This is a genomic window from Bacteroides sp. AM16-13 (assembly GCF_003602705.1).
In the GTDB taxonomy this organism is placed as follows: domain Bacteria; phylum Bacteroidota; class Bacteroidia; order Bacteroidales; family Bacteroidaceae; genus Bacteroides; species Bacteroides xylanisolvens.
On the sequence record NZ_QTLK01000022.1, the window covers coordinates 91,755 to 115,892 of the forward strand.

Consider the following 24,138-nt stretch of genomic DNA (forward strand, 5'->3'; position numbering starts at 1 on the left):
GATTATGAAGAATTTCAATTTATCAGACATACAGTTAACAAAGTATTTGTTTTTTACAGGTAAAGGCGGTGTAGGAAAAACTTCTATCGCTTGCGCTACGGCCGTAGGTCTTGCGGATCTTGGCAAAAAGATATTATTGATAAGTACAGATCCAGCCTCTAATTTGCAAGATGTGTTTGGGCAGGAACTGAACGGACATGGTACGAATATCTCCGAAGTGCCCGGCCTGACGGTCGTAAATCTTGATCCGGAAAAAGCAGCCGCAGAATACCGGGAAAGCGTAATCTCCCCTTATCGTGGGAAATTGCCGGAAAGTGTGATCCGGAATATGGAAGAACAACTGTCCGGATCTTGCACGGTAGAGATTGCAGCGTTCAATGAGTTTTCGGATTTTATCACCGATAAAACCAAAGAAAAAGAATACGATTATATCATTTTTGATACAGCGCCAACAGGACACACCCTAAGAATGTTACAATTACCGTCCGCTTGGAGTACGTTTATCAGTGAAAGTACACATGGTGCATCCTGTTTAGGCCAGCTGTCGGGACTGGAAGAAAAAAAAGGTATTTATAAACAGGCTGTAAATACCTTGTCCGATGAAAAAGCAACCAGCCTGATACTAGTTGCCCGCCCGGATCTTGCACCATTAAAGGAGGCCGCACGCTCTTCTCACGAGTTGAATTTGCTTGGCATAAAGAAACAGGTACTTGTCATAAACGGGGTGTTACAACAACCCGATGATAACGACAAAGTTTCCAAGTTATTAAGCGAAAAACAAACTTCGGCTTTACAGAACATTCCGGAGGAGTTGAAAGATTATCCGGCATATAGCGTTCCGTTACGTTCCTACAATTTATCAACTATAGAAAATATCCGGAAAATGTTATCGAGCGATAACCTTATTCCGGGAGGTGATTACAAGCCTTTGCAGGGTGAAAAGAATCTGGATGATTTGGTAAATGACCTTTTTTCTTCCGGCAAACGGGTTATTTTTACAATGGGAAAAGGGGGCGTAGGAAAAACGACTGTTGCAACCAATATCGCCCTAAAGCTAAAAGCACTTGGCGCAAAAGTGCATTTGACAACAACAGACCCGGCCAATCACTTGAATTATGAACTTGTAATAAAAGCAGGGATCGACGTTAGCAAAATTGACGAAGCGGAGGTTCTGGAGGCTTATAAAAACGAGGTAAGGGCAAAAGCCAGGGAAAACCAAATGACGGCCGAAGATATGGAATATATTGAGGAAGATCTGCGTTCCCCTTGCACACAGGAAATAGCTGTATTCAAGGCATTTGCCGATATAGTGGAAAAGGCTGATACGGAAATTGTAGTAATAGACACAGCACCAACCGGACATACTTTGTTATTGTTGGATGCAACGCAAAGTTATCACAAGGAGGTAGAACGGACGCAGGGAGAAATCAAGGGAGCAGTGGCAAACCTGTTGCCACGTTTGCGCAATCCCAAAGAAACGGAGGTTGTCATCGTAACACTTCCGGAAACAACCCCTGTTTTTGAGGCGGAACGTTTATTGCAAGATTTACAACGGGCAGGCATCAAGAACAAATGGTGGGTGATAAACTCCTGTTTATCTCTGGTTGATACCCAAAACCCATTTTTAAAGGCCAAAGCACAAAGTGAGTTGCCATGGATCGACAGAGTAAAGAAATTATCAGACAGTAATACCGCGTTAATCGCATGGAGAGCAAAATAAAAAGAGAGTGATTATGAAACAACTTGCTTTTTTAGACCGTTATTTGACGGTATGGATTTTCTTAGCAATGTTTATCGGTGTAGGATTGGGTTACCTATATCCCGGCATCGTAGACTTTTGGAGTCATTTTGAAGTCGGAACGACGAATATACCCTTGGCAATAGGGCTTATCCTGATGATGTATCCACCTTTGGCAAAGGTGAAATATGAAGAATTAGGCAACGTATTCAAAGATAAGAAAATCCTGACCGTATCACTTCTGTTGAATTGGTTGGTAGGGCCGATACTGATGTTCGTTCTCTCAATCATCTTCCTGCATAATTACCCCGAATATATGTACGGATTGATTATGATAGGTCTTGCACGATGTATCGCCATGGTACTGGTTTGGAGCGAACTTGCAGGAGGAAGCAACGAATATACGGCCGGACTGGTCGCTTTTAACAGCATCTTTCAGGTCCTTTTCTTTTCTGTATATGCTTATTTCTTCTTATCTGTGTTCCCTGAATGGGTGGGAATGGAAACAACCGACGCCGTTCAACAAATCACGATGTCCGAGATTGCGAAAAGTGTAGGCATTTATTTAGGAATACCGTTTGTTCTTGGATTTCTGACACGTTTAGTCTTGGTTAAGAATAAAGGCATGGATTGGTATTACCAGAAATTTATCCCTAAAATCAGCCCGGTTACATTGTTGGCCTTGCTGTTTACAATCGTGATAATGTTCTCTTACAAGGGAGAATATATCATAAAATTGCCGTATGATGTGATGATAATAGCAGTCCCGTTGGTGTTGTACTTTGGAATCATGTTTTTTGTTTCCTTTTTTATTACCCGAAAAATGGGAACGGATTACCCAAAAGCCGCATCCGTATCATTTACGGCTACCGGAAATAATTTTGAATTGGCTATTGCTGTGGCTATTGCCGTTTTCGGCATCAGTTCGGGAGAGGCTTTCGCCGCGGTAATCGGGCCACTGGTAGAAGTACCCGTATTGATACTATTAGTAAGATATGCGTTAAAGATGCGCCGCAAATTTAAAGCAAAGAACTAGAAACTACAGTTCCGAGGCGGGAAACTACAGTTTCCAAGGCAAGAAACGCCAGTTCCCAAGGCGGGAAACGAGAGTATCCAAGGCAGGAAACTGAAGTTTTCATATAGAATTATTATAACTCTCCCGTGAGGATAACTAGAACTTCCCATAGCTTTGCATAAAGAAATCAAGGACTTTTCTTTAGTTATATTATACGTTGCAGATACTTTATCTGCAACGTATCTGCAACAGGTATCTGCAACGCTCCAACTGCCTATTTACTAATACATTACAAGCGTTTTGTTGCAGGTGGCAGATACTTTGATGTTTTTTAAACTTTATGGAGGAAGATATTTCATTCCTTTTCCACTCGTTCCCAATCTACCAAATGATATAATTACATTTATACTCATTTTCTACTCGCCACCATTTGAATGGCACAATAATCTATATCAACATAAAAGTACAGCTTTTCTTTTACAGCCCGCTATACACTAACTCTTTTTTATGACACAAGAGAAGAAAACCGCTGTATGTCCCGTTCATATTTAATCAAAATCGCCGGAGCAGATCAGTGACTTGCCCGGCGATTTCCCTATTGAATCGATTCCCACTTACTATCTATCAACGGTTGGGATGAATATCCAGTTTGACTGGTTTAATCATATTTTCAGGTTCCAGAATGGTATCCAAATCTTTCTTGGAAAGGATATTATGTTCCAAAACAAGTTCATACACTCCCTTTCCTGTTTCCAATGCTTCTTTAGCTATCTTGGTAGAATTTTTATAACCAATCACCGGATTCAGGGCTGTCACTACACCAATGCTGTTGTGCACATCTCTCCGGCATTTTTCTTCATTGGCTGTTATGCCGTCGATACATAACGTACGTAAGGTATCGAAGCCATTCATCAACAAGTCGGCAGACTCGAAACAGCATTGTGCCATCACCGGTTCCATTGCATTCAGCTCCATTTGAGCGGCTTCGCCACTCATGGCCACACAAAGATCATTTCCTATCACCTTATAAGCCACCTGATTCATCACTTCAGGAATCACCGGGTTCACTTTTCCCGGCATGATGGATGAGCCCGGTTGCATAGCCGGCAGATTGATTTCGCCCAATCCGCAACGCGGACCGGAAGCCAGCAACCGCAAGTCATTGCATATCTTATTCATTTTGACAGCTATACGCCTCATCGCTCCCGAATAACCTACCATGCAGGAAGTGTCCGAAGTGGCTCCCACCAAATCATCGGCAAGTTTTATATCCAGTCCCGTAATCTTGCGCAAAGCGGCAATACACTTTTCCGCATATTCCGGTTCGGCGGTGATTCCGGTCCCGATGGCCGTTGCTCCCATATTGACAGTCAGAAAGTCCTGTGCGGCAAAGTCAAGATTCTTCACTTCATGTTCAAGAATACTCGCAAACCCGTTGAAGGTCTGTCCGAGAGTCATTGGTACGGCATCTTCCAGTTGGGTACGTCCCATTTTGATGACATGCGCAAACTCACTTCCTTTCTTCCGGAAAGCCTCTATCAACACTTCGAAATGCTTAACCAATTTCAGATGAGTGTAATAGAGTCCAATGTGGATGGCGGTGGGATAAGCATCGTTGGTAGATTGCGAGCGGTTGACATGATCGTTAGGCGAACAGTATTGATACTCTCCGCGCTGATGCCCCATCAATTCCAATGCCCGGTTGGCAACCACTTCATTGATATTCATGTTCGTGGTAGTACCCGCTCCTCCCTGAATCATATCTACGGGGAACTGTTCGTGATGCTTTCCTTCAAGTATTTCTTTACAAGCTCTCAAGATAGCATCCGTTTGTTCTTCGGTTAATAAGTCCAGTTCGCGGTTGGCAACGGCGGCTCCCATCTTTGTGATAGCCAATGCCTGGATAAACAAAGGGTACTCATTTAAATGAAACTTACTGATGCGAAAGTTTTCGATACCGCGGAGCGTCTGTACTCCGTACAGTGCACTTTCCGGCACTTCACGACTACCTATCAGGTCACTCTCCGTACGAGTTTTTTTTGATAAATTTTGTTCCATATCGGTTGTTTTATAATAATAACAGTTTCGTTAGTTCTTATAATAACCAATGAGTTTAGTTATTGTTTTAATAAATATGCAAAAACTATTCAAAGACTTTTTTGTTGTTAATACAAGAAAAAGAAAATACAAAGAGAGAAATCACTTATCTTTGTTTGGAACTTAAAACAACATTCTATGATATTACAATTAGCATTTGTTCTGACAGCTATTATTATTGGCGCACGCTTGGGAGGTATCGGCCTCGGCGTGATGGGAGGAGTTGGGTTGGCTATACTTACGTTCGTTTTTGGTTTACAACCCACCGCGCCTCCTATCGACGTTATGTTAATGATTGCCGCAGTGATTTCGGCTGCTTCCTGTATGCAGGCGGCCGGCGGACTGGACTATATGGTGAAACTGGCAGAACATTTGCTTCGTAAGAATCCTTCACACGTCACCTTGCTTAGTCCGCTGGTGACTTACCTGTTTACTTTTGTAGCCGGAACGGGACACGTCGCCTATTCTGTGTTGCCGGTCATCGCGGAGGTTGCCACCGAAACCAAAATCCGTCCGGAACGTCCGTTGGGTATTGCTGTCATTGCTTCCCAACAGGCCATTACAGCCAGCCCGATTTCCGCGGCTACCGTAGCACTTCTCGGACTCTTAGCCGGATTCGATATTACCCTGTTCGACATTCTCAAGATTACGATTCCCGCTACCATTGTCGGCGTGTTGGTCGGTGCTTTATTCTCTATGAAAGTCGGTAAAGAACTGGTGGAAGACCCCGAATATCAGAAACGTCTGAAAGAAGGATTATTCAACAATAAAAAGATAGAGATTAAAGATGTGAAGAACAAACGTTCCGCTATGATTTCCGTCCTTATCTTTATATTGGCAACTGCGTTTATCGTACTCTTCGGCTCTTTTGAAGGAATGCGCCCCAGTTTCCTGATTGACGGGGAAATAGTTACATTAGGAATGTCTTCCATCATCGAAATCGTGATGTTATCGGCTGCTGCTATTATCCTGTTAGTAACCAAGACCGACGGAATCAAAGCAACGCAAGGTTCCGTATTTCCGGCAGGTATGCAGGCAGTGATTGCCATCTTCGGTATTGCCTGGATGGGAGATACCTTCCTTCAGGGAAACATGGGACAGCTGACTCTTTCTATTGAAGGAATCGTGCAACAAATGCCGTGGCTGTTTGGTGTCGCGCTGTTTGTGATGTCTATTCTATTATACAGCCAGGCTGCCACAGTTCGGGCACTTGTGCCTCTGGGTATTGCGTTGGGGATTTCGCCTTATATGCTGATCGCCCTATTCCCGGCAGTAAACGGATATTTCTTTATTCCGAATTACCCTACCGTAGTGGCCGCCATCAATTTCGACCGTACCGGGACAACAAAAATCGGCAAGTATGTGTTGAATCATTCGTTCATGATGCCCGGCTTGGTATCGACGATTGTTGCCATTGCCCTGGGACTGCTCTTTATACAAATATTTTAATATACATATATTATTAACCTAAACATCATTCAGTTATGAAACAATTCAAAAGCTTTGGACTGGTAGTAGTCACACTACTATTTTCTGTAACAATGGCATTTGCCGCAAAACCGAACATTCATATCCTTGCCACCGGAGGAACGATTGCAGGCACAGGAAGTTCAGCTACCGGAACCAGCTACACAGCAGGACAAGTTGCCATCGGCGCACTACTCGATGCCGTGCCCGAAATTAAGGACATCGCCAACGTGACCGGAGAACAGATTGTCAAAATCGGTTCGCAGGACATGAACGACCAGGTTTGGCTGACGCTTGCAAAAAAAATAAATGAACTATTGAAACGCCCGGACATCGACGGCATCGTGATTACTCACGGAACCGATACGATGGAAGAAACTGCCTATTTCCTGAACCTGACCGTTAAAAGCAACAAACCGGTGGTACTGGTAGGTGCCATGCGTCCGTCTACTGCTCTAAGTGCCGACGGCCCGTTGAATCTTTATAACGCCGTAGTTACCGCCGCCGCAAAAGAATCCAAAGACAAAGGAGTACTGGTTGCCATGAACGGACTGATCCTTGGAGCACAGAGTACAGTTAAAATGAACACGGTCGACGTGCAAACTTTCCAAGCTCCCAACTCCGGCGCGCTAGGTTATGTGTTGAACGGAAAAGTATTCTATAATCAGGTGACGCTAAAAAAACATACCACCCAATCCGTTTTCGATGTTACTCATCTGAACGCACTTCCTAAAGTAGGTATCGTATACAGCTACTCTAACATTGAAGCAGATATGGTCACTCCGATGCTCAACAACGGCTACAAAGGCATTATCCATGCAGGAGTAGGAAATGGAAATATCCATCAGAATATCTTCCCGGTACTGACAGACGCCCGTCAGAAAGGAATCCTTGTGGTTCGTTCTTCCCGTGTCCCGACAGGTCCTACCACACTGGATGCAGAGGTAGACGACGCCAAATATCAGTTTGTGGCTTCACAGGAACTGAATCCGCAGAAATCACGCGTTTTGTTAATGCTTGCACTAACCAAAACAACTGACTGGAAACAAATTCAGCAATATTTTAACGAATACTAAAAGCCTGACCTACTTATGAAAAAATGGATATTTATGTTGCTCCTCGCGGGCAGCATACAGGGAGTATATGCTCAAAAAACGGAGAAGAAGGATAAATTCAACCCGAACACTCCCCTGTTTGAAGAACTGACAGACGTAAAAAAGAAGACAGATAAGTTCAATCTTTATCTGAATATGCAAGGAAGTTTTGACGCTCATTTCCAAAATGGTTTTCAGGAAGGTGACTTCAATATGCACCAGCTCCGTATCGAAGCCAAAGGAAATATCAACAACTGGCTTTCTTACCGCTATCGCCAGCGCCTCAACCGCTCGAACGATGCAAACGGCATGATTGACAATCTGCCTACTTCCATCGACTATGCCGGAATTGGTATCAAACTGAATGACCAGTTCAGCCTCTTCGCAGGAAAGCAATGTGCCGCATACGGTGGTATCGAGTTCGACCTCAACCCAATCGACATCTATCAGTACAGCGATATGATCGACTATATGAGTAACTTTATGACCGGACTGAATGTAGGTTATAACATTACTCCCGAACAGCAACTTAACCTGCAAATACTGAACAGCCGCAACAGTTCGTTCGACAGCACTTACGGAATCACGGAAGATGCCGAAGGAAATCTTCCCGATCTGAAATCCGGCAAAATGCCGCTGGTTTATACTTTGAACTGGAACGGTAATTTCAATAACGTATTCAAGACCCGTTGGTCGGCTTCTGTCATGAACGAGGCCAAAAGTCACAATATGTATTATTATGCTTTAGGTAACGAGTTGAATCTCGGCAAATGGAATGCTTTTGTCGATTTCATGTATTCAAAAGAGGACATTGACCGCAAAGGTATTATTACCAGTATCGTAGGCCGTCCGGGCGGGCATAACGCTTTTGATGCTAACTATCTTTCGGTTGTTGCCAAATGTAATTACCGCTTTCTTCCGAAATGGAATGTTTTTGTGAAGGGTATGTACGAGACGGCTTCCGTAGGCAAGGCGTCCGAGGGAATAGAGAAGGGAAATTACCGTACTTCCTGGGGATATCTGGGCGGTATCGAATATTACCCGATGGAAACCAATCTGCACTTCTTTGTTACCTACGTGGGACGTTCGTATGATTTCACTTCCCGCGCCAAGGTGCTGGGACAGGAGAATTATAGTACTAACCGTATTTCTGTAGGATTTATCTGGCAGATGCCTGTATTCTAATTCTAAAGCAAGAAACCGGGCTGACAATAAAAAAATACCCGATAGCTTCTTACAACAGTTATCGGGTATTCTTATATGTTCGGTCTTTTTAAATCAGAACCCAGGTATCTGCTCCGGCCCATTCAGACATATGCACAGCATCCCCACTGGGGAAAGACAGTCTATTCAACTGCTTCACGGAAGCACAGATAAGCCGTCTCATCAATTCTGGCAAGAGAGACTGACATTCTTTTGTGTCAGCCCATTGCTTCAAATGTGTTGATGTGATGAATTCCATAGATTACCTATATTGAGACTAGATATTGATGAACAAATATACAACTTCTTTTTGACCCAATACACAAAACATTGAAAAGATGTCGCAAATTTTTCTCAACATACTCGACAAAAGAGATTGGAACAACAGCGTTGACCAAATTCAAAAACTCACCGAAAGCCCCATAAAATCAACTAGGGAATATCCGTTTACGCTTTCATGGTCTCACTATTTGATATTAATGCGCATTGAATCTGATGAAGAACGCAGATTTTACGAAATTGAGTCTCAGAAACAAAATTGGAGTGTACGTCAATTGCAGCGGCAATATAATTCAAGCCTGTATGAGCGTTTGGCTCTCAGCAAAGACAAAGATTCAGTCTTGCGTTTAGCACAAGAGGGGCAAACGATCAATAAACCAGATGACATCATAAAGAATCCTTTAACGCTTTTTAGTAATCATTGTTCTATAATATATACAAAGAACTATGGACAATTTGTAATGTTCTAAATTATATCGAACTCACGTTAGTTTAGATGCGGGAGATTCAAAAACGCTGCAAATTCGAGGGGCGAAAGTGACTGGTTTATGTGCAATTACGATTTTCCCGGAGTCAAGAATATAAAACGAATGGATAAAAAATATTACTACGGTATACTTCTTGCATTTTTAAACTTCATCTACCCTCCCATCATTTTTCCCATCATGAAAAGACTTGTTATTTATAATCTTTTGGCAACATTCCGAACTTCTCTTTAAAACATTTTGCAAAATGGGAAGAAGAAGCAAAGCCTAACCGTTCTGCTGCCTCAGCTATGCGAACACCATTTGCAATTAATTCAGCTGCTTTGTTTAAGCGGAAGTTCTTCACATAGTTATTAGGAGGCATACCAAACAAACCTTTCATCTTCCGGTAAAGATTAGAATGACTCATATTCATTTGATCTGCCAATATATCAATTGAATAATTTTCATTAATAACCTGCTCCGATAAAATTGCATTGATCTTGTCTATAAATTCTACATCTTTTTGAGAAATAGCAAAATCCGAAAGTGAAGAAGATGAACCAATTGTGATGTCCGTCATCTGTTTATGAAACGCCAATCGCAGTTTTAATAAATTCTCGATCTGTTTATAGAGCTGCTTAACAGAAAACGGTTTCTCAAGATATACATCAGCACCACTTTCAAGTCCTTCCACTTTAGATTCCAATGTCGTTTTTGCAGTCAGCAAAATAACAGGAATATGAGAATAAGCCATATCGGATTTTACATGATTACAAAGTTCAAGTCCATCCATTTCAGGCATCATAACATCACTGACAATAACATCCACACTCTGGCGTGTGAGTATTTCCAATGCTTCTTTTCCATTACCGGCACGTATCACCCTAAACCAAGTACTTAAAGCTTCCCGAGTTAGATTTAACAATTCAAGATTATCCTCCACCAATAAAACAGTGAATCTCCTATTAGCAAATTCAGAAACAGAAGTCACCTCTTCTCCAACATCTACAGCATCCGTTTCAGTCAATTCATCAGATACATCTTCTGTTTCTACAGTTCCCAATGGTAAAGATAATACAAATGAAGCACCGCCCTCGGAACTATTTTCCAGAAACAAACTTCCATGATGGGCTTCTGCCAAAGACCTTGCAAATGCCAAACCAATCCCAGTACCCTTAGATGATGCCACAGGATCATCAGGCAATTGATAAAAAGCTTGAAATATTTTATCGCGTTGGTCCTCCGGAATACCGGGACCATCATCAGTGACCTCTATCCTCACCTCGTCATCTACTGATAATACCTTCAATTCAATTCTGGATTTCGCATATTTCATCGCATTCCCTATCAAATTTACCAGAATCTTACTCATCTTTTCCGAATCAATCATCATGTTAATCTCTTCATGAGGCAAACAAAGATGTAATGTCAGTCCTCTCAACTCCGCAGAACCGCAGAATTGATTAAAAATATCACTGACCAATGCATTAACATTGCATTTCTTCAAATTCAACTGCAAAGCACTACTTTCCAACTTCTGAAAATCAAGTAACTGATTGATGATTCCCAATAGATAATCTACATTCTTTTCTATTACAGAAATATACTTATTCTCTTTCCCTTTGATTTCCTCTTCTCTCAATTTCTCCAACGGCAAACGAATCAAACTTAGCGGAGTTCGTATTTCATGTACCAAATTAATAAAGAAATTGATTTTCGATTTATACATTTCTTTTTCTTTGGTAGTCTGATACTCCTCCATCCGACGTTTATACTTACGCCTGACATACAAATTCCAACGCCAACCAAGAAATACGATAGCAGCAAGTAACAACAATGCATATACCACATAAGCAATAGTAGTCCGCCACCAGGGAGGAGTAACCACAATCCATAAAGAAATTGCCTTTTCAGTCCAATAATGGTCATTATTTGAACCACGAACCAAAAACTCATATTCTCCCGGAGGAAGGTTGGTATAGGAAGCTGTATTATTAGAAGAGTTGTTAATCCATTCCTTATCTACTCCGTTCAAGATATACGCATAACGATTTCTAAGAGGATCTTCATAGCTAAGTATCGCAAAACGAATTGTAAAACTGTTATTCTCATAAGGTAATTTTATTTTATCAACAGTATAAAAAGGCTTATCCAACCGGAGCAACCGCCTCACTTCCCGCTCATTATTCAAATTAGGGAAACTGATATTTATAACATAAACAGGAGGAAGATAGGTGTTATCTGTAAATTCTTTCGGTTCAAAAACATTAAATCCGTTCACTCCTCCAAAATACATCTTTCCAGTCGATGAAGCTAATGAAGATTGCGCTGTGAACTGATTCCCCTGCAAACCGTCATTTATAGTAAAAAGACAGTTCTTATTCTTATCTGCAGGATTAAACTGATATAACCCGGAATTACAGGAAATCCAAAAGTTGCCGGCCAGATCCTGCTCTATCGAATAAATAACCTTATCCGGTAACCATATATTTTCCGGATCAAAATCAACAAAAGTTTCTGTTTCTTTGGAAAAAGAGCATAATCCTCCACCATTGGTCCCAAACCACATCGTACCTTTCCTATCTTCAAATAATGTTATCACGGAGTTACTCGTAATAGTAGTCAGGTCCTCCCGGATATGTTCAAAATGTTTCCACTCTTCACCAACTGTATTATAACAGAAAACGCCGCGATTTGAAGTCGCAATCCAAAGATTATTGTACATATCCTCATAGATGTCAGTTACAGAAGCCATAGCACCGACATTTATCACAGTTATAAAATTATCCGATTGTGGATTATAACGACATAATCCCCAGCTTGTTCCGACAAAGATTTCTCCTTTACGATCTTTAAAAAGGCTTAATACATCATTACTGCAAAGTGTATTCGGAATATCACGGGAATAAGTATAACTTTTAATATTCCCTGTCTTCAGATTTAACACATGCAATCCTTCAGCATAAGTTCCTACCCAAAGATTATCGCCCTCCAACAACAAACTACGTATATCGTATTTTATATTTGATTTCTTCAAAAAATACTCATGAAAAGAATGAGTTTGTGAATTGAAAAACCACAATCCATTCCGGGTTCCCACCCAAACATTCTTCTCCCGATCTTCACAGAAAGGTCCTATCTCCTTATCTGCTTTTTCCATCCCCGTCAAAGACAGAGAATAAGTAGAAAAACGCTTCGACTGTTTAGACATGTAATTTATTCCACCGGAATTAGTCATTACCCAAAGTGTACCTTCATTATCCCGCATCATCGCGTGTACAGTCGGATCGCTCAAAGCCCATAAACCAAACGGAGAGTCTCCCCTACGAAATGTCTTACGCTCACGGTCAAATAAATAAATGCCATTGTCTGTACCAACCAGCATTTCTTTCCCGTTATAGTCCATCAGACAAAGAATAGAACTGAAACTCTCTGCAGACGTATTATATATTTTTAATTCCTGACTTCCTTCCTGATAGCACCCTAACGAATTCGTCCCCACACCGCACCAAATTTCATGATCAATACTATGGAGACAGTTAATCCTCTGATTGCCAATATTCAATTCGAATGAAACCGGATAACTTTGCAGAAAAGTTCCTTGTTCATCAAAGCACAATAATCCCTCCTGCATAGAAGAGACATAGACAAGAGAATCCGTACCCTGGCAAATATCCCAGGCAAAAAAAGTCCGGATACTATTTTGAGTCAGAACGTCTTTTACCGGATCATAAATAAAGATGCCTTGTCCCAAAGTAGCTATCCAAATCAAACCATTTTTAGTTTTTACGATTTTCTTGACTTCGCAACTAATGAATACTCCATATTTAGTTGTCTTATCAAAATACAAGAAATGATCGTCAGAGCGATCATAAATGTATAGCCCGGAACTTGTTCCTATCCAAAGGTCTTCACCCTCTTCCATCAAAGAACCGACAAAGTTGTTCCCTAAAGAATATTTGTCATTTAGAACATTCCGATAAATTTTATTTCCGCTACCATAATAGCAGTTCAACCCGTTACTCGTACCTATCCATAAAAAGCCATAACTATCTTGAATTGCACACCAAGTTGTGTTATGAGACAATCCGTTTTCTACTTGATATTTCTTAAAAGAAAACTCTGCAGATGCCATTAATGGCTCAATACAAAAAATAATAAGACTGATAAATGCTATTATTGCTTTTTTCATATTATATACCCATGTCGATTCAGCGAGTCAAATATAGCTATTTTAGTAACCCAAGCCAAATCTCAAAATTATTTTCACTTGGAGAATAGATAAAAACAACACAGATAACGTCTATTGATCTCATCGACGTTATCTGTGTGCCAAACAATACATTTACCTCATTGTCTTCAGACAATTAATCGTGTAATCCCTTTTTTCTCAAATAATCCAGCATGAACCCCGGACGATCAGTCTGGAGAATCCGTGCCCCCAGCTCTTCAATCAGATATCCATAGTTTCCATCCGGATCTTTTAAAGCCTGATCGTCTTCATGCCCTCCCGCAAGAGAAGCCCACAACGTATTGTACCAAATCCGACTCTTTCCCAGAATAATCGATTTCACTTTTCGAGGCAAAGGACTGGAAGAATCCGAATAAACCAATTCGAAGGCAGCAGGATGCAGCTGTGTCATATAGTCCCTGACCTTCTTTTCGCCATCCTTTCCGTCAAGTCCTATCACCGGTATGTAAATCACTTTATCCAGATAATCTCCAAACTCACTTTTGACAGTTTCCACCGGCTGGCCTCCTTTCATTATCACCAAACTGGCAGTTCCGGTTTTCTCGAGCACAGCGTATACCTCGTCAAACACAGAATACGCCTTATCCAAGTTAAACATAATCTGACCTTTGCCTGCCAACAATGCCTCTTCCAATGTTGGAACAATATGTTCTGTCAGATTTCCATCCTTATCTTTCAGTTTCAACTTCTTGATTTCTGCCAATGTATAATCCTTAATCAATCCTTTACCATTGGTTGTCCGGTCTACACGGTCATCGTGCATCAATATTAATTGTCCGTCTTTAGTCTTGTGAATATCAATCTCCACAATATCCACTCCCATTTGTATGGCACTATCAATTGCCGCTACGGAATTTTCCGGTGCACTCCGCCAGTTCCCCCGGTGTGCCACGACTAACACCTGATCGGACTTCGGATCTAAAAATGCCTTACGGATCATTTCTCCCCGTTGCGCAAACAATATAAGAGGTTGCAAACAACAGAATATCCCTAACCATATCAGTTTGTAGTTTTTCATTGTCATTCGTTTAAATAAATTGTATCATTATTCTTGATAAGCTCCCGGCCACATCGCATTTTTATCACGCGGATTCCCCAACTGGTCAGTGGAAAAAGCATCCATCTCATCCAACCATTTTCCAAACTCCTCACCTAAATTCTGGAAAGGACAACTATCCGGTTTAAAGCCGGTTGTGATCGCATTCTTAACAGCGTCGGCAGCAGTCCGGGTAAACTCATTCACATTCCCGTCCCAAGTATAGACAGAACGATTGGCATCCCATACGACATTTAAAGAGCTAATCGTACTGTTATACTTATCAAACTCTGATGTTGTAAACTTGTTGGTTGATGCAGGCATGATCGTACCGCCCATCAGATTATACCCTTTGGATGTCAAATGGCGAGTATCATCACCGGACATTTCAACAACCGGATTAGCTGCATTTTTATTCAGGATGATATTATTCATCAAGAATGATTGCCGGGCCGGCCAGGATTCACAACGAATAACAGCCCCGCTATTTTGAGCACCATCCTCGATAATGGTAGAGTTTACAATCAACATACTCCCCGCGCCGTTAATGGTTCCATCTCTACCACTATTATTGGTAACAGTTGTATTATTCATACATAAATGACCGTTTGACATTTGAATAGCATAACCGAACTGTCCGCCTTCATTGCCTGTAATGGAGCAATTATTCATAAAAAGAATACTTCCACTGTCATTGACACGAATTGCGCCTCCACGCGAAGATGCCTTGTTGTTTCTCAACTGCACATGATTTAGTTTGGCTGTCCCCTTATACATGAATATACCGGAACCACCAGCCTCACCTGAACCATTTACTCCCGCATTATAGCACTTTTCAATGATACAATGATTCAACTGTAATGTTGCATTGCCACTGCTACCATTCGCAATCAGGAATCCACCACTATAGCCATTTATTTTCTCATTGGGATGATAACCGCAAGAGAACGTACAACCTTCAAATGTAATATCTATCTGGTTTCCTAATGTAAACAAGGAATAATCACCCGCATCCGCAATGCCGTTATTATTTGCATCTCCTGTGAAAGTAGTCAGATACCGGACAGGATCACGCTTGCTTAAATCCTTCCGGGTACTTTGAGGATCATATCCACACACAACCTTTATTTCGACTTGTTTACTATATCCGCTATACTCTATTTTCAGACCGGCTTCCTGATCTGCTATCAAATAGGTACCGCCTGCCACATAGATATTCTTACCATCCAATTTCTTAGCATTCGCAGTCGTGATCGCACTGTTAGTGTTAGTTCTCAATAGATTGCGTAACCCGTCTACTCCCATTGCATTATCCCAATCCATACCGGTAGCATTCCCTGTAGCATGCTCTTTCACATAATAAGCGTCCAATTGCAATTCCGTTGCATCTCCCCCATTGATTGTACCAGTCTCCCATGGAGTGACAATCGGTTCACTCAATCTAATGACCGAACCTTCTACTTTCAAAGTAAATTCATAACAAAATCCGGCCTTTATTGCAGGAATGCCCGGCAATACCAGATCTTCCCCCTTGTAATTTAAAGAAACGAAAGTACTATTAGGATTTGCAGTTCCCGGAGCTACGATCGCCGTATATTTACATCCGCTTTGTCCGGCTTTCCCTCCTTCAGGAATGGTGACATACGGTGAAACAAGTGCAGTTCCCGATGAAACATTTCCGTCCGTATATCCCTGATAGGAACCGATTTTAACTCCTAGAGCTTTACTTTGTGAGTCTATATCGTCCAATGTCATGATAACTTTCGCCATTCTCCGGTTCATATTCAGATGAAGGACACCTGATCCCTCATTTATAGCATCTTCTACTGTGCAAGTCATGTAGTCTGCGCTCGCCAGATTTTCCAAACTCTGCTGATTAATAGGAAGAGAGAAGTTGGCTACGCTTGTTCCTTCAGTCACCGGATAAAAGGCAGAATAAGTAACAGGTTCATTTCCCCACCTAAGATAATAGTTATCCGTAGGAGCCCATTGCCCTCCAGACAACATATAAGTCACACTACCATCTTCGCAACTCAACAGAATCTGGTCTCCATTATTAAATTGCATTTGCTGTTCATTTGTTCCTGTAGGATTACTACGGGTATATGCAGCATCAATAACAGCATTGATCTTGATTGCACCGGAGTCTTCATTGAACACGGCTATCTCTTTATCCGTATCACAAGCTGCCATACCCGTTAATATACATGCAGCCAATATATGTTTAGTAATTTTCATAACTCATCTCCTCCTTTTTATTTCTGATCGATAATCTGACCGGTTGCCCGATATTTCATTTGCATGGTAGCCAACCGTGCCGTTTCATTTACATTCAGTGTCAGCGTATGCTCTACTCCCTTTTGCAACTCAATGGGCTCTTCGGCAGTCCATATATACAATTTTCCGTCATAACTGAAATTGACAGAAAAGCCTTCTATTATTGTTTGCGGGAGAAGAATACATTCATACCCATCCGTACCCTTATAAGGGGCGATAGTTGTAGCTACAGCATCTTCCCGTGGAATGACTACCGGTTCCGGCACTGACAAATCACAAATACCACCCGCTATTGTACCATTTACAGCCATATCGCCCAGTTTACTGATCGCCGCATCTTCCATACCATTATTTACCGTCACTTTTATAATCAGCTTGCTCATGGCATGATCCAAAGTAACTTTCAATCTACCATCTGCGGTGAGATCCTGTTTCGGATCAACCATTGATTTAGTCAACAGGAAATCAGAAGCAATCACCTTTTCTTCAGTAGTTTGGTTGCTTTGTATGTTGATAGCTAACGGAGTGTCTAAACTAGCTTCCGAAATGTAAGGAGCATACGCCACTACTGTTACCGGAGTTCTTGCATTATCCCAAAGCATTTGTTGCCCGTCCGCCGTATTCCAGTCATTATTAGATTTTACCATTTGCGAATTATAATCATAAGCAATGTTTTCACTGTTATGAATGATCAGTCCAAAACTCTCCAGATTACTTGCATCATATCCGGCACGCGACACAGGAGCCTTCACTTCTGTTACAACACGGATTATATGATCTTCGGGAAAGTTGCCGGTCGGCTGCGTCCCGTCTTCAATGTTTGAACAGCCTGTCAGACTAATGACCAAAGCGGTCATTATATAAAATTTGTTTTTCATATCACAATTACTTTTTAAAGATTCAGTTGGACAATACAGCATCATAAGCTCCCATTTGCATCTTATCAGGATTGCGTGTCACGCCACGCTGATCCAATCCGAAAGCATCTTCACCCATCCATTCCACGAATACCTCACCTAAATTAACCATAGGAGAAGCAGCAGGATTGAAACTTTTCACAGCATTGATTACAGCTTGTTTGGTAGCATAACCACCCACCTGTCCGATCTGGTCAATATTCCACTTATAAACACCCTCTTCCGTCAGGTTGCCATTCACAAGGGTAGGATAAGCAGTATCAGAAACGCCCATTGTGAAATTATTAACTCGCTGATACAAGTTATATCCCATGGAGTAAGCTTCTTTATTCGCTCCGTTCAAAATGAAGCTTGGAGCGGTAGAATTCTCGGAAATCAACAGGTTATTAATAAACTTAGTATCACCATCAATAGAGGTTTCACATCGAAAGGCGCCATACTCCTGATCAATATCATGCCCTACAATCGTACTATTAGCGAGCATGAAACTACCTCCCCCGTTTAAAGCAGCACCTTTTCCCGGATTTCCGACAATGGTTGTGTTATTCATACAAATATGTCCCGATGATATCTGAATACCGACCCCAAAAAGTTCTCTTACTGAATTGCCAGTTATCAGGCAATTATTCATAAACACAACAGCCTTATTGCTGTTACACCGTATTGCTCCGCCACGGCTATCCGCCGCATTATCCAGGAACTTCACATTGTTCAGTTTCGAGCTCCCGGAAGCAATAAGAATAGCTGTACCTCCCGCTACTCCTCCTTGCCCGTTGACAGCTTCCGTTTTACAATCCCTGATAATACAATCCGTTAATTCGACAGAGGTGCTATTGACGTTACCATTGATATAAATTCCGCTACCACACTCGTTAGACTTGGCATCATTATTAGAAAGGTACCCATATTGAAAAGTAACTCCTTCAATCCCAATAATCCCTCCTTTCACCAACAATAGTCCGCAATCACCGGAATCAGCCTGATTATTACCGTTTACATCTCCGCTGATCACTGTCTTATAAGTATCAATAGAACGCTTCGTCAGATCCATCCCTTCGCTCAACAAACTATATCCTCCTTTGATCGCTTTAATGTCTTTGCGGATAATCACCCCGAGTCCTCCGGTCTCGGACATCACATATTTTCCCTGGCTCATGTAAATAGTACTCTTGGACAGATCGATAGATCCACTCAATAATTTGCGAAAACCAGCTACATCCATTGCCTGATCCCATGAAGTACCATCCATGTCCCCTTCACCGAATTGAGTTACAAAATAACTTTCCAGTCCTTTTTGCAAGACAACTTCTTCATCCAGATCATCATCATAATCAGTAATCATCGGAGGATCAACCATCTCATAATCTTCCTGACACGCCTGGCTCACTAAAATAGTGAAGGCCAGAAGCCCAATCTTTGATATTGTGAGCAACTTATTTTTCATTTTTCTTCATTTTAAACTTGTACACTAAATTGAAATAACTACAGTTCACCGCTTAACGGGCAATATCCGGATAACCGGGATTCTGTTTCAGATATTCATTCTGCTCCAATTGGGTCTGTGAAAACGGAAACAATTCATAATGAGTATCTGCATCCCGTTTCTTGTCCCACCATGCATCCTGAAATCTTCCGAAGCGGATCAAATCCGTCCGACGACGGCTCTCCGCAAGAAATTCCCGCCCCCATTCATCAAGCATTTCTTTTAGATCAAGTACCACGTTACCTTCCGGCTGATAAGCGATATCTGCAGTAAAGTTTTCATAGTTGCGTTTACGCACGCTGTTCAACAGCTTGCCGGCCTCGCCTGCCTGTCCGAGACGAAGAAGGCATTCCGCCTGCGAATAAATAATCTCCGCCAAACGGATTTCCGTATAATCCGACTCTATAAAATATCCTCCATCAAACGGATAGAAAGGATACTTCACACAGTAAAGCCCCGAGTTGAAATCTCCGTTTCCCAGTTTAGACTCCTGATAATTCGGGTTGGCAATATAACCGGATTCTGCGTTACCTTCAAAACGTCCCACTTGATCAAGTAGGTAAAGGACATATTGATTATCCGGATTCTTGGCATATCCCCCACTAATACTGGAATTAGCTATTTTCCCTTCCATGAAGAACATACCTTCCCGTGTATTATTACTCGTATTTACATATTGTTTATAACGTTTATCGCCTGCATATTTGGCGAATTTCTGCGTAACCATGCCCAATTCATAATCAAACAATGCACGTGGTTGCTGGTTATTATAACTTGGCGAAAGTGCATATTTGGGATTTCGGCTGCCATTTCCTTCAATTTTCAGGTATTTCTCACAACCATAAGGAAGGGCCCGTCCGTAAACAGTTCTCTTGTCATTTTGCAGATGCCAGCTAGTCAATCCATAAGAACCGGGAAAACCGAGAATTACTTCATTACACATTTCATTATTCCAGTCAAAAGGTTCGTACCAGTTATTAGCGATTGCATAATAACCGAATTCTCCTCCGGTGATACGCTCACACATATCGATACATTCCTGCCATTTGGGCTGTCCAATCCACTTTTCCGCATTCAAATAAAGACGTACCAGCAATGCAGCAGCTCCCGCCTTGGTAAATTGTCCTTGTTGACCGCCATTACCAGATTGTCCGATTTTGGAAGGTAAAGCTACCAGACAGACATCTCTCAACTCACTTTCGATAAAATCAAACATAACCTGTGGAGATACCTGCTTCCGGTTTTCCGGCTGTTCATTGACCGCTTGGTCAGAAGTCGTAGTTAAGATACAATTACGGTAACTATTAAGCAGGCGAAGATAACAATAAGCTCTCATACAACGTAGTTGCGCTTTAAAACTATCAAACTCACTGTCACTTAAATTAAATTTAGAAGGATTCAATTGAGACAAATCATCCAACACCAGATTGCATTGACCGATACCGCCATACATGCCTTCCCACTCGTTTGTCCAGTCTTCCTGATTAATGTCATCGTATTGATGATAATGATATTTTTCCCATTTACCGCCATCATACCACCAAGTTCCCCGAGTAGGCGTTATCAACTGATCCCCTGTCAGTTCTTCGTGTTCATGACGTCTGACAATGGATTCATAGATATGCTCAAACGGACGAAAAACGGCGTTGATAACATCCTGTTTGGTATTATAATAGTTTTGAGACATGACCTGATCATACACCGTTTCCGACAGATCTGTACAGGATGGCAAACTAATGACTGTACCTGCCATTATCCCTAATCCAATGATATATTTTGTTATTTTCATAATCGTCTTTTATTAGAAACTTACTTGTAATCCTAAAATAAACTGAAAAGCAGACGGATAATAGTTATATCCTCCTCCGAAAGTACCCGGTGTCAGTCCGTTCACTTCGTAGGTAGAAGGATCTACACCGGTAAACTTCGTAAACGTATAAAGATTGTTGGCCGTACCGAACAAACGTATCTTTTCAATATATTTCTTATTCAGGTTCATGGTATATCCTAAAGTGACGTTGTCTATCTTCAGATAATCACCCGGTTCGATGAAATAGTCGGTAATCACATTCTTACCTGTCGTGATATGTGCATTCTTCGAATAAGCGGTCGTCAACTGGTTGGTAGTCATGCTCTGCAATCCGAAATAGAAATCATGCACGTTGAATATGTCAAACCCGGCAGCACCACGGAGGGCAACAGACAAATCAAAGTTCTTATAAGTGAAGTTATGCGTCATAGAGCCGGTGAATTTCGGCAAACCGTTTCCGGTCACAGACTTATCCTCTTCCGTACCTTGGGCTACAGGAATCACATTCCCCTTTTTATCATAAATCAGCCAGTCACCTTTTTTATCCACTCCTGCATAACGATATGTAAAGTAGTTACCAATACGTTCCCCTTCTTCAATCCGCTGCAAATATCCCGGATTATTCGGATTCGCCATGCTACAGGTAGAGTAATATTTTTGTCCTTTATATATATCGTTGGAAAAACTAACAAACTTATTGTTATTAGTAGCCCCCACTAATGTGAAACTATAAGTGAAATCCTTTGTCCGGACAGCATTTACTGTAACATCAAGTTCGAAACCGGTATTACGTAATGTACCTACATTGGTATAGATGGTGGAGAACAAGTTAGGTGGTACCGGTACAGAATAATCTCCGAGCAAATCACTTTGTTTACGATGAAAATAATTAAATGAACCGGTTACTTTGTGTTGGAAGAACGAGAAGTCCAAACCTATATTCTGATTATGTCCTTTCTCCCAGCGCAGTTCCGAATTTGCGTTTTTGCCCGGCCCCCATACATGAAAACGATTACCATTGTATTGATACCAGCCGAAAGCCCGGTAAGTAGCCAGAGAATTGTAATTTCCTATTTCCTGATTACCGGTGACACCATAATCATAACGCACCTTCAAGTCATCAATCCATGAAAGCCCTTTCATAAACTTCTCATCCGAGATACGCCAGCCGACAGATACAGCCGGGAAATTACCCCATTTATGATTCTCACCAAAGCGGGAAGACCCTTCGTGACGTAAAGAGAAAGTAAACAGATAGCGTTCTTTCCAATCATAATTAACACGTCCGAAGAAGCTGATTAACTTATGGTCATTCTTATAGGACCCCATCATTGTTTTTCCATCCTTTGCCGCTTCCAGCCCGGAACCCAGATTATTATAAGTCAATCCATCCGAAGAGAAATTCCAGTTTTCAGCAGACATTCCGGAATTTACACCGTAATTATAGCTATAACCCACCATTGCACGGATCTGATGGTCCTTGATACGTGTAGAGAAATTTGTTACCCATTCCAGATTGTTAGTCGTACTTTTGTCGAAGTCACGGCTGGCTTTTCCGGTGACGCCATCATTTACGTTAGAACCATAAGTAGACGGTGTAAACCATCCGTTGAATTTATCAACCTGATATTGAGAAATAGTTACCTGTGACTTCAATACCATGTCCGGGTTCTTCGGATTAAACAAAGGTAACAAATTAACAGCAGCCGTAGCATTCCATTCCAGCAACTTAATCTCTGTACTATTCTCTTCTTCATTCAATTGCTCTACGATATTAGAACCTTCCGTTCCACTGGGAAAACGATAGTATCCATTAACCGACTCCGAATCATAAATAGGCATTGTCGGATTGTTTTTAATAGCATTGCTATATACACTGGCTGATTTGTTCCGGTCGATAACACGAGGAGTTATATTAGCAGAAAACGTGAATAGCCCATCTTTAGTTGTATGGTTAATATTGGCACGTGCTCCATATTCACGACGGTCGGAACGCAAATCAATACCACGGGCATTACGATAGTCGGCGGTCACCCGATAGTTGGTCCTGGCATTTCCTCCGGAAAAAGTCAATGTATGCATGTGAGTTACTCCTAGTTGAGTAACGGCATCAAACCAGTCGGAATCAGCGCCCATATCAGAGAGCGGATTAGACACTGTGCGATAAGCACGGTATTCTTCCGCATTCATGATGTCGAGTTCTTTTTTAGCTTTATTAAAGGTTACGGAAGTACTATAGGTTGTATGAACCTGTCCATCTTTGGTTCCTTTCTTTAGATTAATCAGGATAACCCCGTTACTACCTCGCGTACCATAGATCGCAGAAGCAGCACCGTCTTTCAATACATCAATCGATTCAATATCGGCAGGATTAATATTCGTCATATCACCTCCCGGCACTCCGTCTACCACAATTAACGGTCCTAAACCTGCATTACGGGAAGAGACACCACGAATCTGAATACTTCCTTGATTGTTCGGATCGGCCAAAGCTGTGTTAGAAACCGAAACGCTGGAAACTTTCCCCTGCAAAAGCATGGAGGCATCGAGGCTGGAGATCTGATTCAGATCTTTCGCGCCTATATGCGAAATAGCCGAAGTCATTTCTTTCCGTTTCATCGTACCGTAGCCCACCACTACCACTTCATTCAAAGCGGTCGATTCTTCTTTCAATACGATTTTCAATAACTGACGGTCCTTCACAACCACTTCTTGTGTTTCATAACCGATATAAGACACTTTCAGGTGTCCATTCTTAGGTACGTTCACCCAAAATTTACCGTCTATATCTGTAATAGTACCCTGTTTCGATTCTACGACTACTACGGAAGCGCCAATAACAGGTTCGCCCTTTTCGTCCGTCACCGTACCTGATACCTTACTTTCCTGCTGAACTTCCCAAGAAGCTCCCTTTACCTGTATACCAGAAAACAGTATCAGTAGTATACCTAACAGACAGGTACACGTTTTGAAATGAATATTCTTCATAAATAAATGATTTTA

The 24,138-nt window shown here is 41.6% G+C and carries 13 protein-coding genes and 1 pseudogene; 6 read left to right on the forward strand and 8 right to left on the reverse strand.

What is annotated here, in order from left to right; all coding sequences use genetic code 11:
• Nucleotides 1-4: 4 nt before the first annotated feature.
• Together arsA and arsB are read left to right on the forward strand one after the other, a co-directional pair.
• Entirely contained in the window at nucleotides 5-1,720 is a 1,716-nt protein-coding gene (arsA, locus tag DW173_RS17340; protein WP_120144866.1) for an arsenical pump-driving ATPase, read from the forward strand.
• A gap of 13 nt (nucleotides 1,721-1,733) precedes the next feature.
• Nucleotides 1,734-2,774: an ACR3 family arsenite efflux transporter gene (gene arsB / locus DW173_RS17345; RefSeq protein WP_117809659.1), complete on the forward strand. Its 1,041-nt coding sequence runs from the start codon at nucleotides 1,734-1,736 to the stop codon at nucleotides 2,772-2,774.
• A 603-nt stretch (nucleotides 2,775-3,377) separates the two neighbouring features.
• On the opposite strand, the gene DW173_RS17350 is transcribed toward arsB, so the two are convergent.
• The gene (locus DW173_RS17350) at nucleotides 3,378-4,811 is read right to left on the reverse strand and encodes an aspartate ammonia-lyase (RefSeq protein WP_087322673.1); all 1,434 of its coding nucleotides are present in this window, start codon (nucleotides 4,809-4,811) and stop codon (nucleotides 3,378-3,380) included.
• Nucleotides 4,812-4,988: 177 nt separating this feature from the next.
• Here DW173_RS17350 and DW173_RS17355 point away from each other — a divergent pair, with 177 nt between their 5' ends.
• From DW173_RS17355 to DW173_RS17375, 4 genes and pseudogenes are all read left to right on the forward strand, one after another.
• Complete coding sequence (locus DW173_RS17355; RefSeq protein ID WP_004313440.1) at nucleotides 4,989-6,299, forward strand: anaerobic C4-dicarboxylate transporter family protein; 1,311 nt, start codon at nucleotides 4,989-4,991, stop codon at nucleotides 6,297-6,299.
• A 35-nt stretch (nucleotides 6,300-6,334) separates the two neighbouring features.
• Nucleotides 6,335-7,393, forward strand: a complete 1,059-nt coding sequence (gene ansB, locus DW173_RS17360; protein WP_004313439.1) for an L-asparaginase 2 — start codon at nucleotides 6,335-6,337, stop codon at nucleotides 7,391-7,393.
• Nucleotides 7,394-7,408: 15 nt separating this feature from the next.
• Nucleotides 7,409-8,596: a porin gene (locus DW173_RS17365; RefSeq protein WP_008645721.1), complete on the forward strand. Its 1,188-nt coding sequence runs from the start codon at nucleotides 7,409-7,411 to the stop codon at nucleotides 8,594-8,596.
• Between the two features lie 356 nt (nucleotides 8,597-8,952).
• A pseudogene (locus DW173_RS17375) lies at nucleotides 8,953-9,303 on the forward strand (DUF1016 N-terminal domain-containing protein); the annotation flags it as partial.
• A gap of 268 nt (nucleotides 9,304-9,571) precedes the next feature.
• On the opposite strand, the gene DW173_RS17380 reads toward DW173_RS17375, so the two are convergent.
• From DW173_RS17380 to DW173_RS17410, 7 genes are all read right to left on the reverse strand, one after another.
• Nucleotides 9,572-13,552, reverse strand: a complete 3,981-nt coding sequence (locus DW173_RS17380) for a two-component regulator propeller domain-containing protein (RefSeq protein ID WP_004313437.1) — start codon at nucleotides 13,550-13,552, stop codon at nucleotides 9,572-9,574.
• Nucleotides 13,553-13,727: 175 nt separating this feature from the next.
• Nucleotides 13,728-14,630, reverse strand: coding sequence for a glycerophosphodiester phosphodiesterase family protein (locus DW173_RS17385; RefSeq protein ID WP_008019709.1), 903 nt, complete (start codon nucleotides 14,628-14,630; stop codon nucleotides 13,728-13,730).
• A 27-nt stretch (nucleotides 14,631-14,657) separates the two neighbouring features.
• Nucleotides 14,658-16,886 carry a fimbrillin family protein gene (locus tag DW173_RS17390; RefSeq protein ID WP_015531731.1) on the reverse strand — a complete coding sequence of 743 codons (2,229 nt, stop codon included), beginning with the start codon at nucleotides 16,884-16,886 and terminating at the stop codon, nucleotides 14,658-14,660.
• A gap of 17 nt (nucleotides 16,887-16,903) precedes the next feature.
• Nucleotides 16,904-17,803, reverse strand: coding sequence for a fimbrillin family protein (locus DW173_RS17395; protein ID WP_120144867.1), 900 nt, complete (start codon nucleotides 17,801-17,803; stop codon nucleotides 16,904-16,906).
• Between the two features lie 22 nt (nucleotides 17,804-17,825).
• Entirely contained in the window at nucleotides 17,826-19,286 is a 1,461-nt protein-coding gene (locus DW173_RS17400) for a right-handed parallel beta-helix repeat-containing protein (RefSeq protein ID WP_120144868.1), read from the reverse strand.
• Nucleotides 19,287-19,338: 52 nt separating this feature from the next.
• Entirely contained in the window at nucleotides 19,339-21,114 is a 1,776-nt protein-coding gene (locus DW173_RS17405; protein WP_004322306.1) for a RagB/SusD family nutrient uptake outer membrane protein, read from the reverse strand.
• 12 nt (nucleotides 21,115-21,126) lie between these two features.
• Nucleotides 21,127-24,123 (reverse strand): SusC/RagA family TonB-linked outer membrane protein, encoded by a 2,997-nt coding sequence (locus DW173_RS17410; protein WP_120144869.1) that lies wholly within the window; start codon nucleotides 24,121-24,123, stop codon nucleotides 21,127-21,129.
• Nucleotides 24,124-24,138: the final 15 nt, after the last annotated feature.

What these genes read in the sequence shown, in the direction of transcription:
- DW173_RS17355 (WP_004313440.1), top strand. Translation starts at nt 4,989, where the DNA reads ATGATATTACAATTAGCATTTGTTCTGACAGCTATTATTATTGGCGCA.
- DW173_RS17395 (WP_120144867.1), bottom strand. Translation starts at nt 17,803, where the DNA reads ATGAAAAACAAATTTTATATAATGACCGCTTTGGTCATTAGTCTGACA.
- DW173_RS17390 (WP_015531731.1), bottom strand. Translation starts at nt 16,886, where the DNA reads ATGAAAATTACTAAACATATATTGGCTGCATGTATATTAACGGGTATG.
- DW173_RS17385 (WP_008019709.1), bottom strand. Translation starts at nt 14,630, where the DNA reads ATGAAAAACTACAAACTGATATGGTTAGGGATATTCTGTTGTTTGCAA.
- DW173_RS17405 (WP_004322306.1), bottom strand. Translation starts at nt 21,114, where the DNA reads ATGAAAATAACAAAATATATCATTGGATTAGGGATAATGGCAGGTACA.
- DW173_RS17410 (WP_120144869.1), bottom strand. Translation starts at nt 24,123, where the DNA reads ATGAAGAATATTCATTTCAAAACGTGTACCTGTCTGTTAGGTATACTA.
- DW173_RS17400 (WP_120144868.1), bottom strand. Translation starts at nt 19,286, where the DNA reads ATGAAAAATAAGTTGCTCACAATATCAAAGATTGGGCTTCTGGCCTTC.
- DW173_RS17350 (WP_087322673.1), bottom strand. Translation starts at nt 4,811, where the DNA reads ATGGAACAAAATTTATCAAAAAAAACTCGTACGGAGAGTGACCTGATA.
- ansB (WP_004313439.1), top strand. Translation starts at nt 6,335, where the DNA reads ATGAAACAATTCAAAAGCTTTGGACTGGTAGTAGTCACACTACTATTT.
- DW173_RS17380 (WP_004313437.1), bottom strand. Translation starts at nt 13,552, where the DNA reads ATGAAAAAAGCAATAATAGCATTTATCAGTCTTATTATTTTTTGTATT.
- arsA (WP_120144866.1), top strand. Translation starts at nt 5, where the DNA reads ATGAAGAATTTCAATTTATCAGACATACAGTTAACAAAGTATTTGTTT.
- arsB (WP_117809659.1), top strand. Translation starts at nt 1,734, where the DNA reads ATGAAACAACTTGCTTTTTTAGACCGTTATTTGACGGTATGGATTTTC.
- DW173_RS17365 (WP_008645721.1), top strand. Translation starts at nt 7,409, where the DNA reads ATGAAAAAATGGATATTTATGTTGCTCCTCGCGGGCAGCATACAGGGA.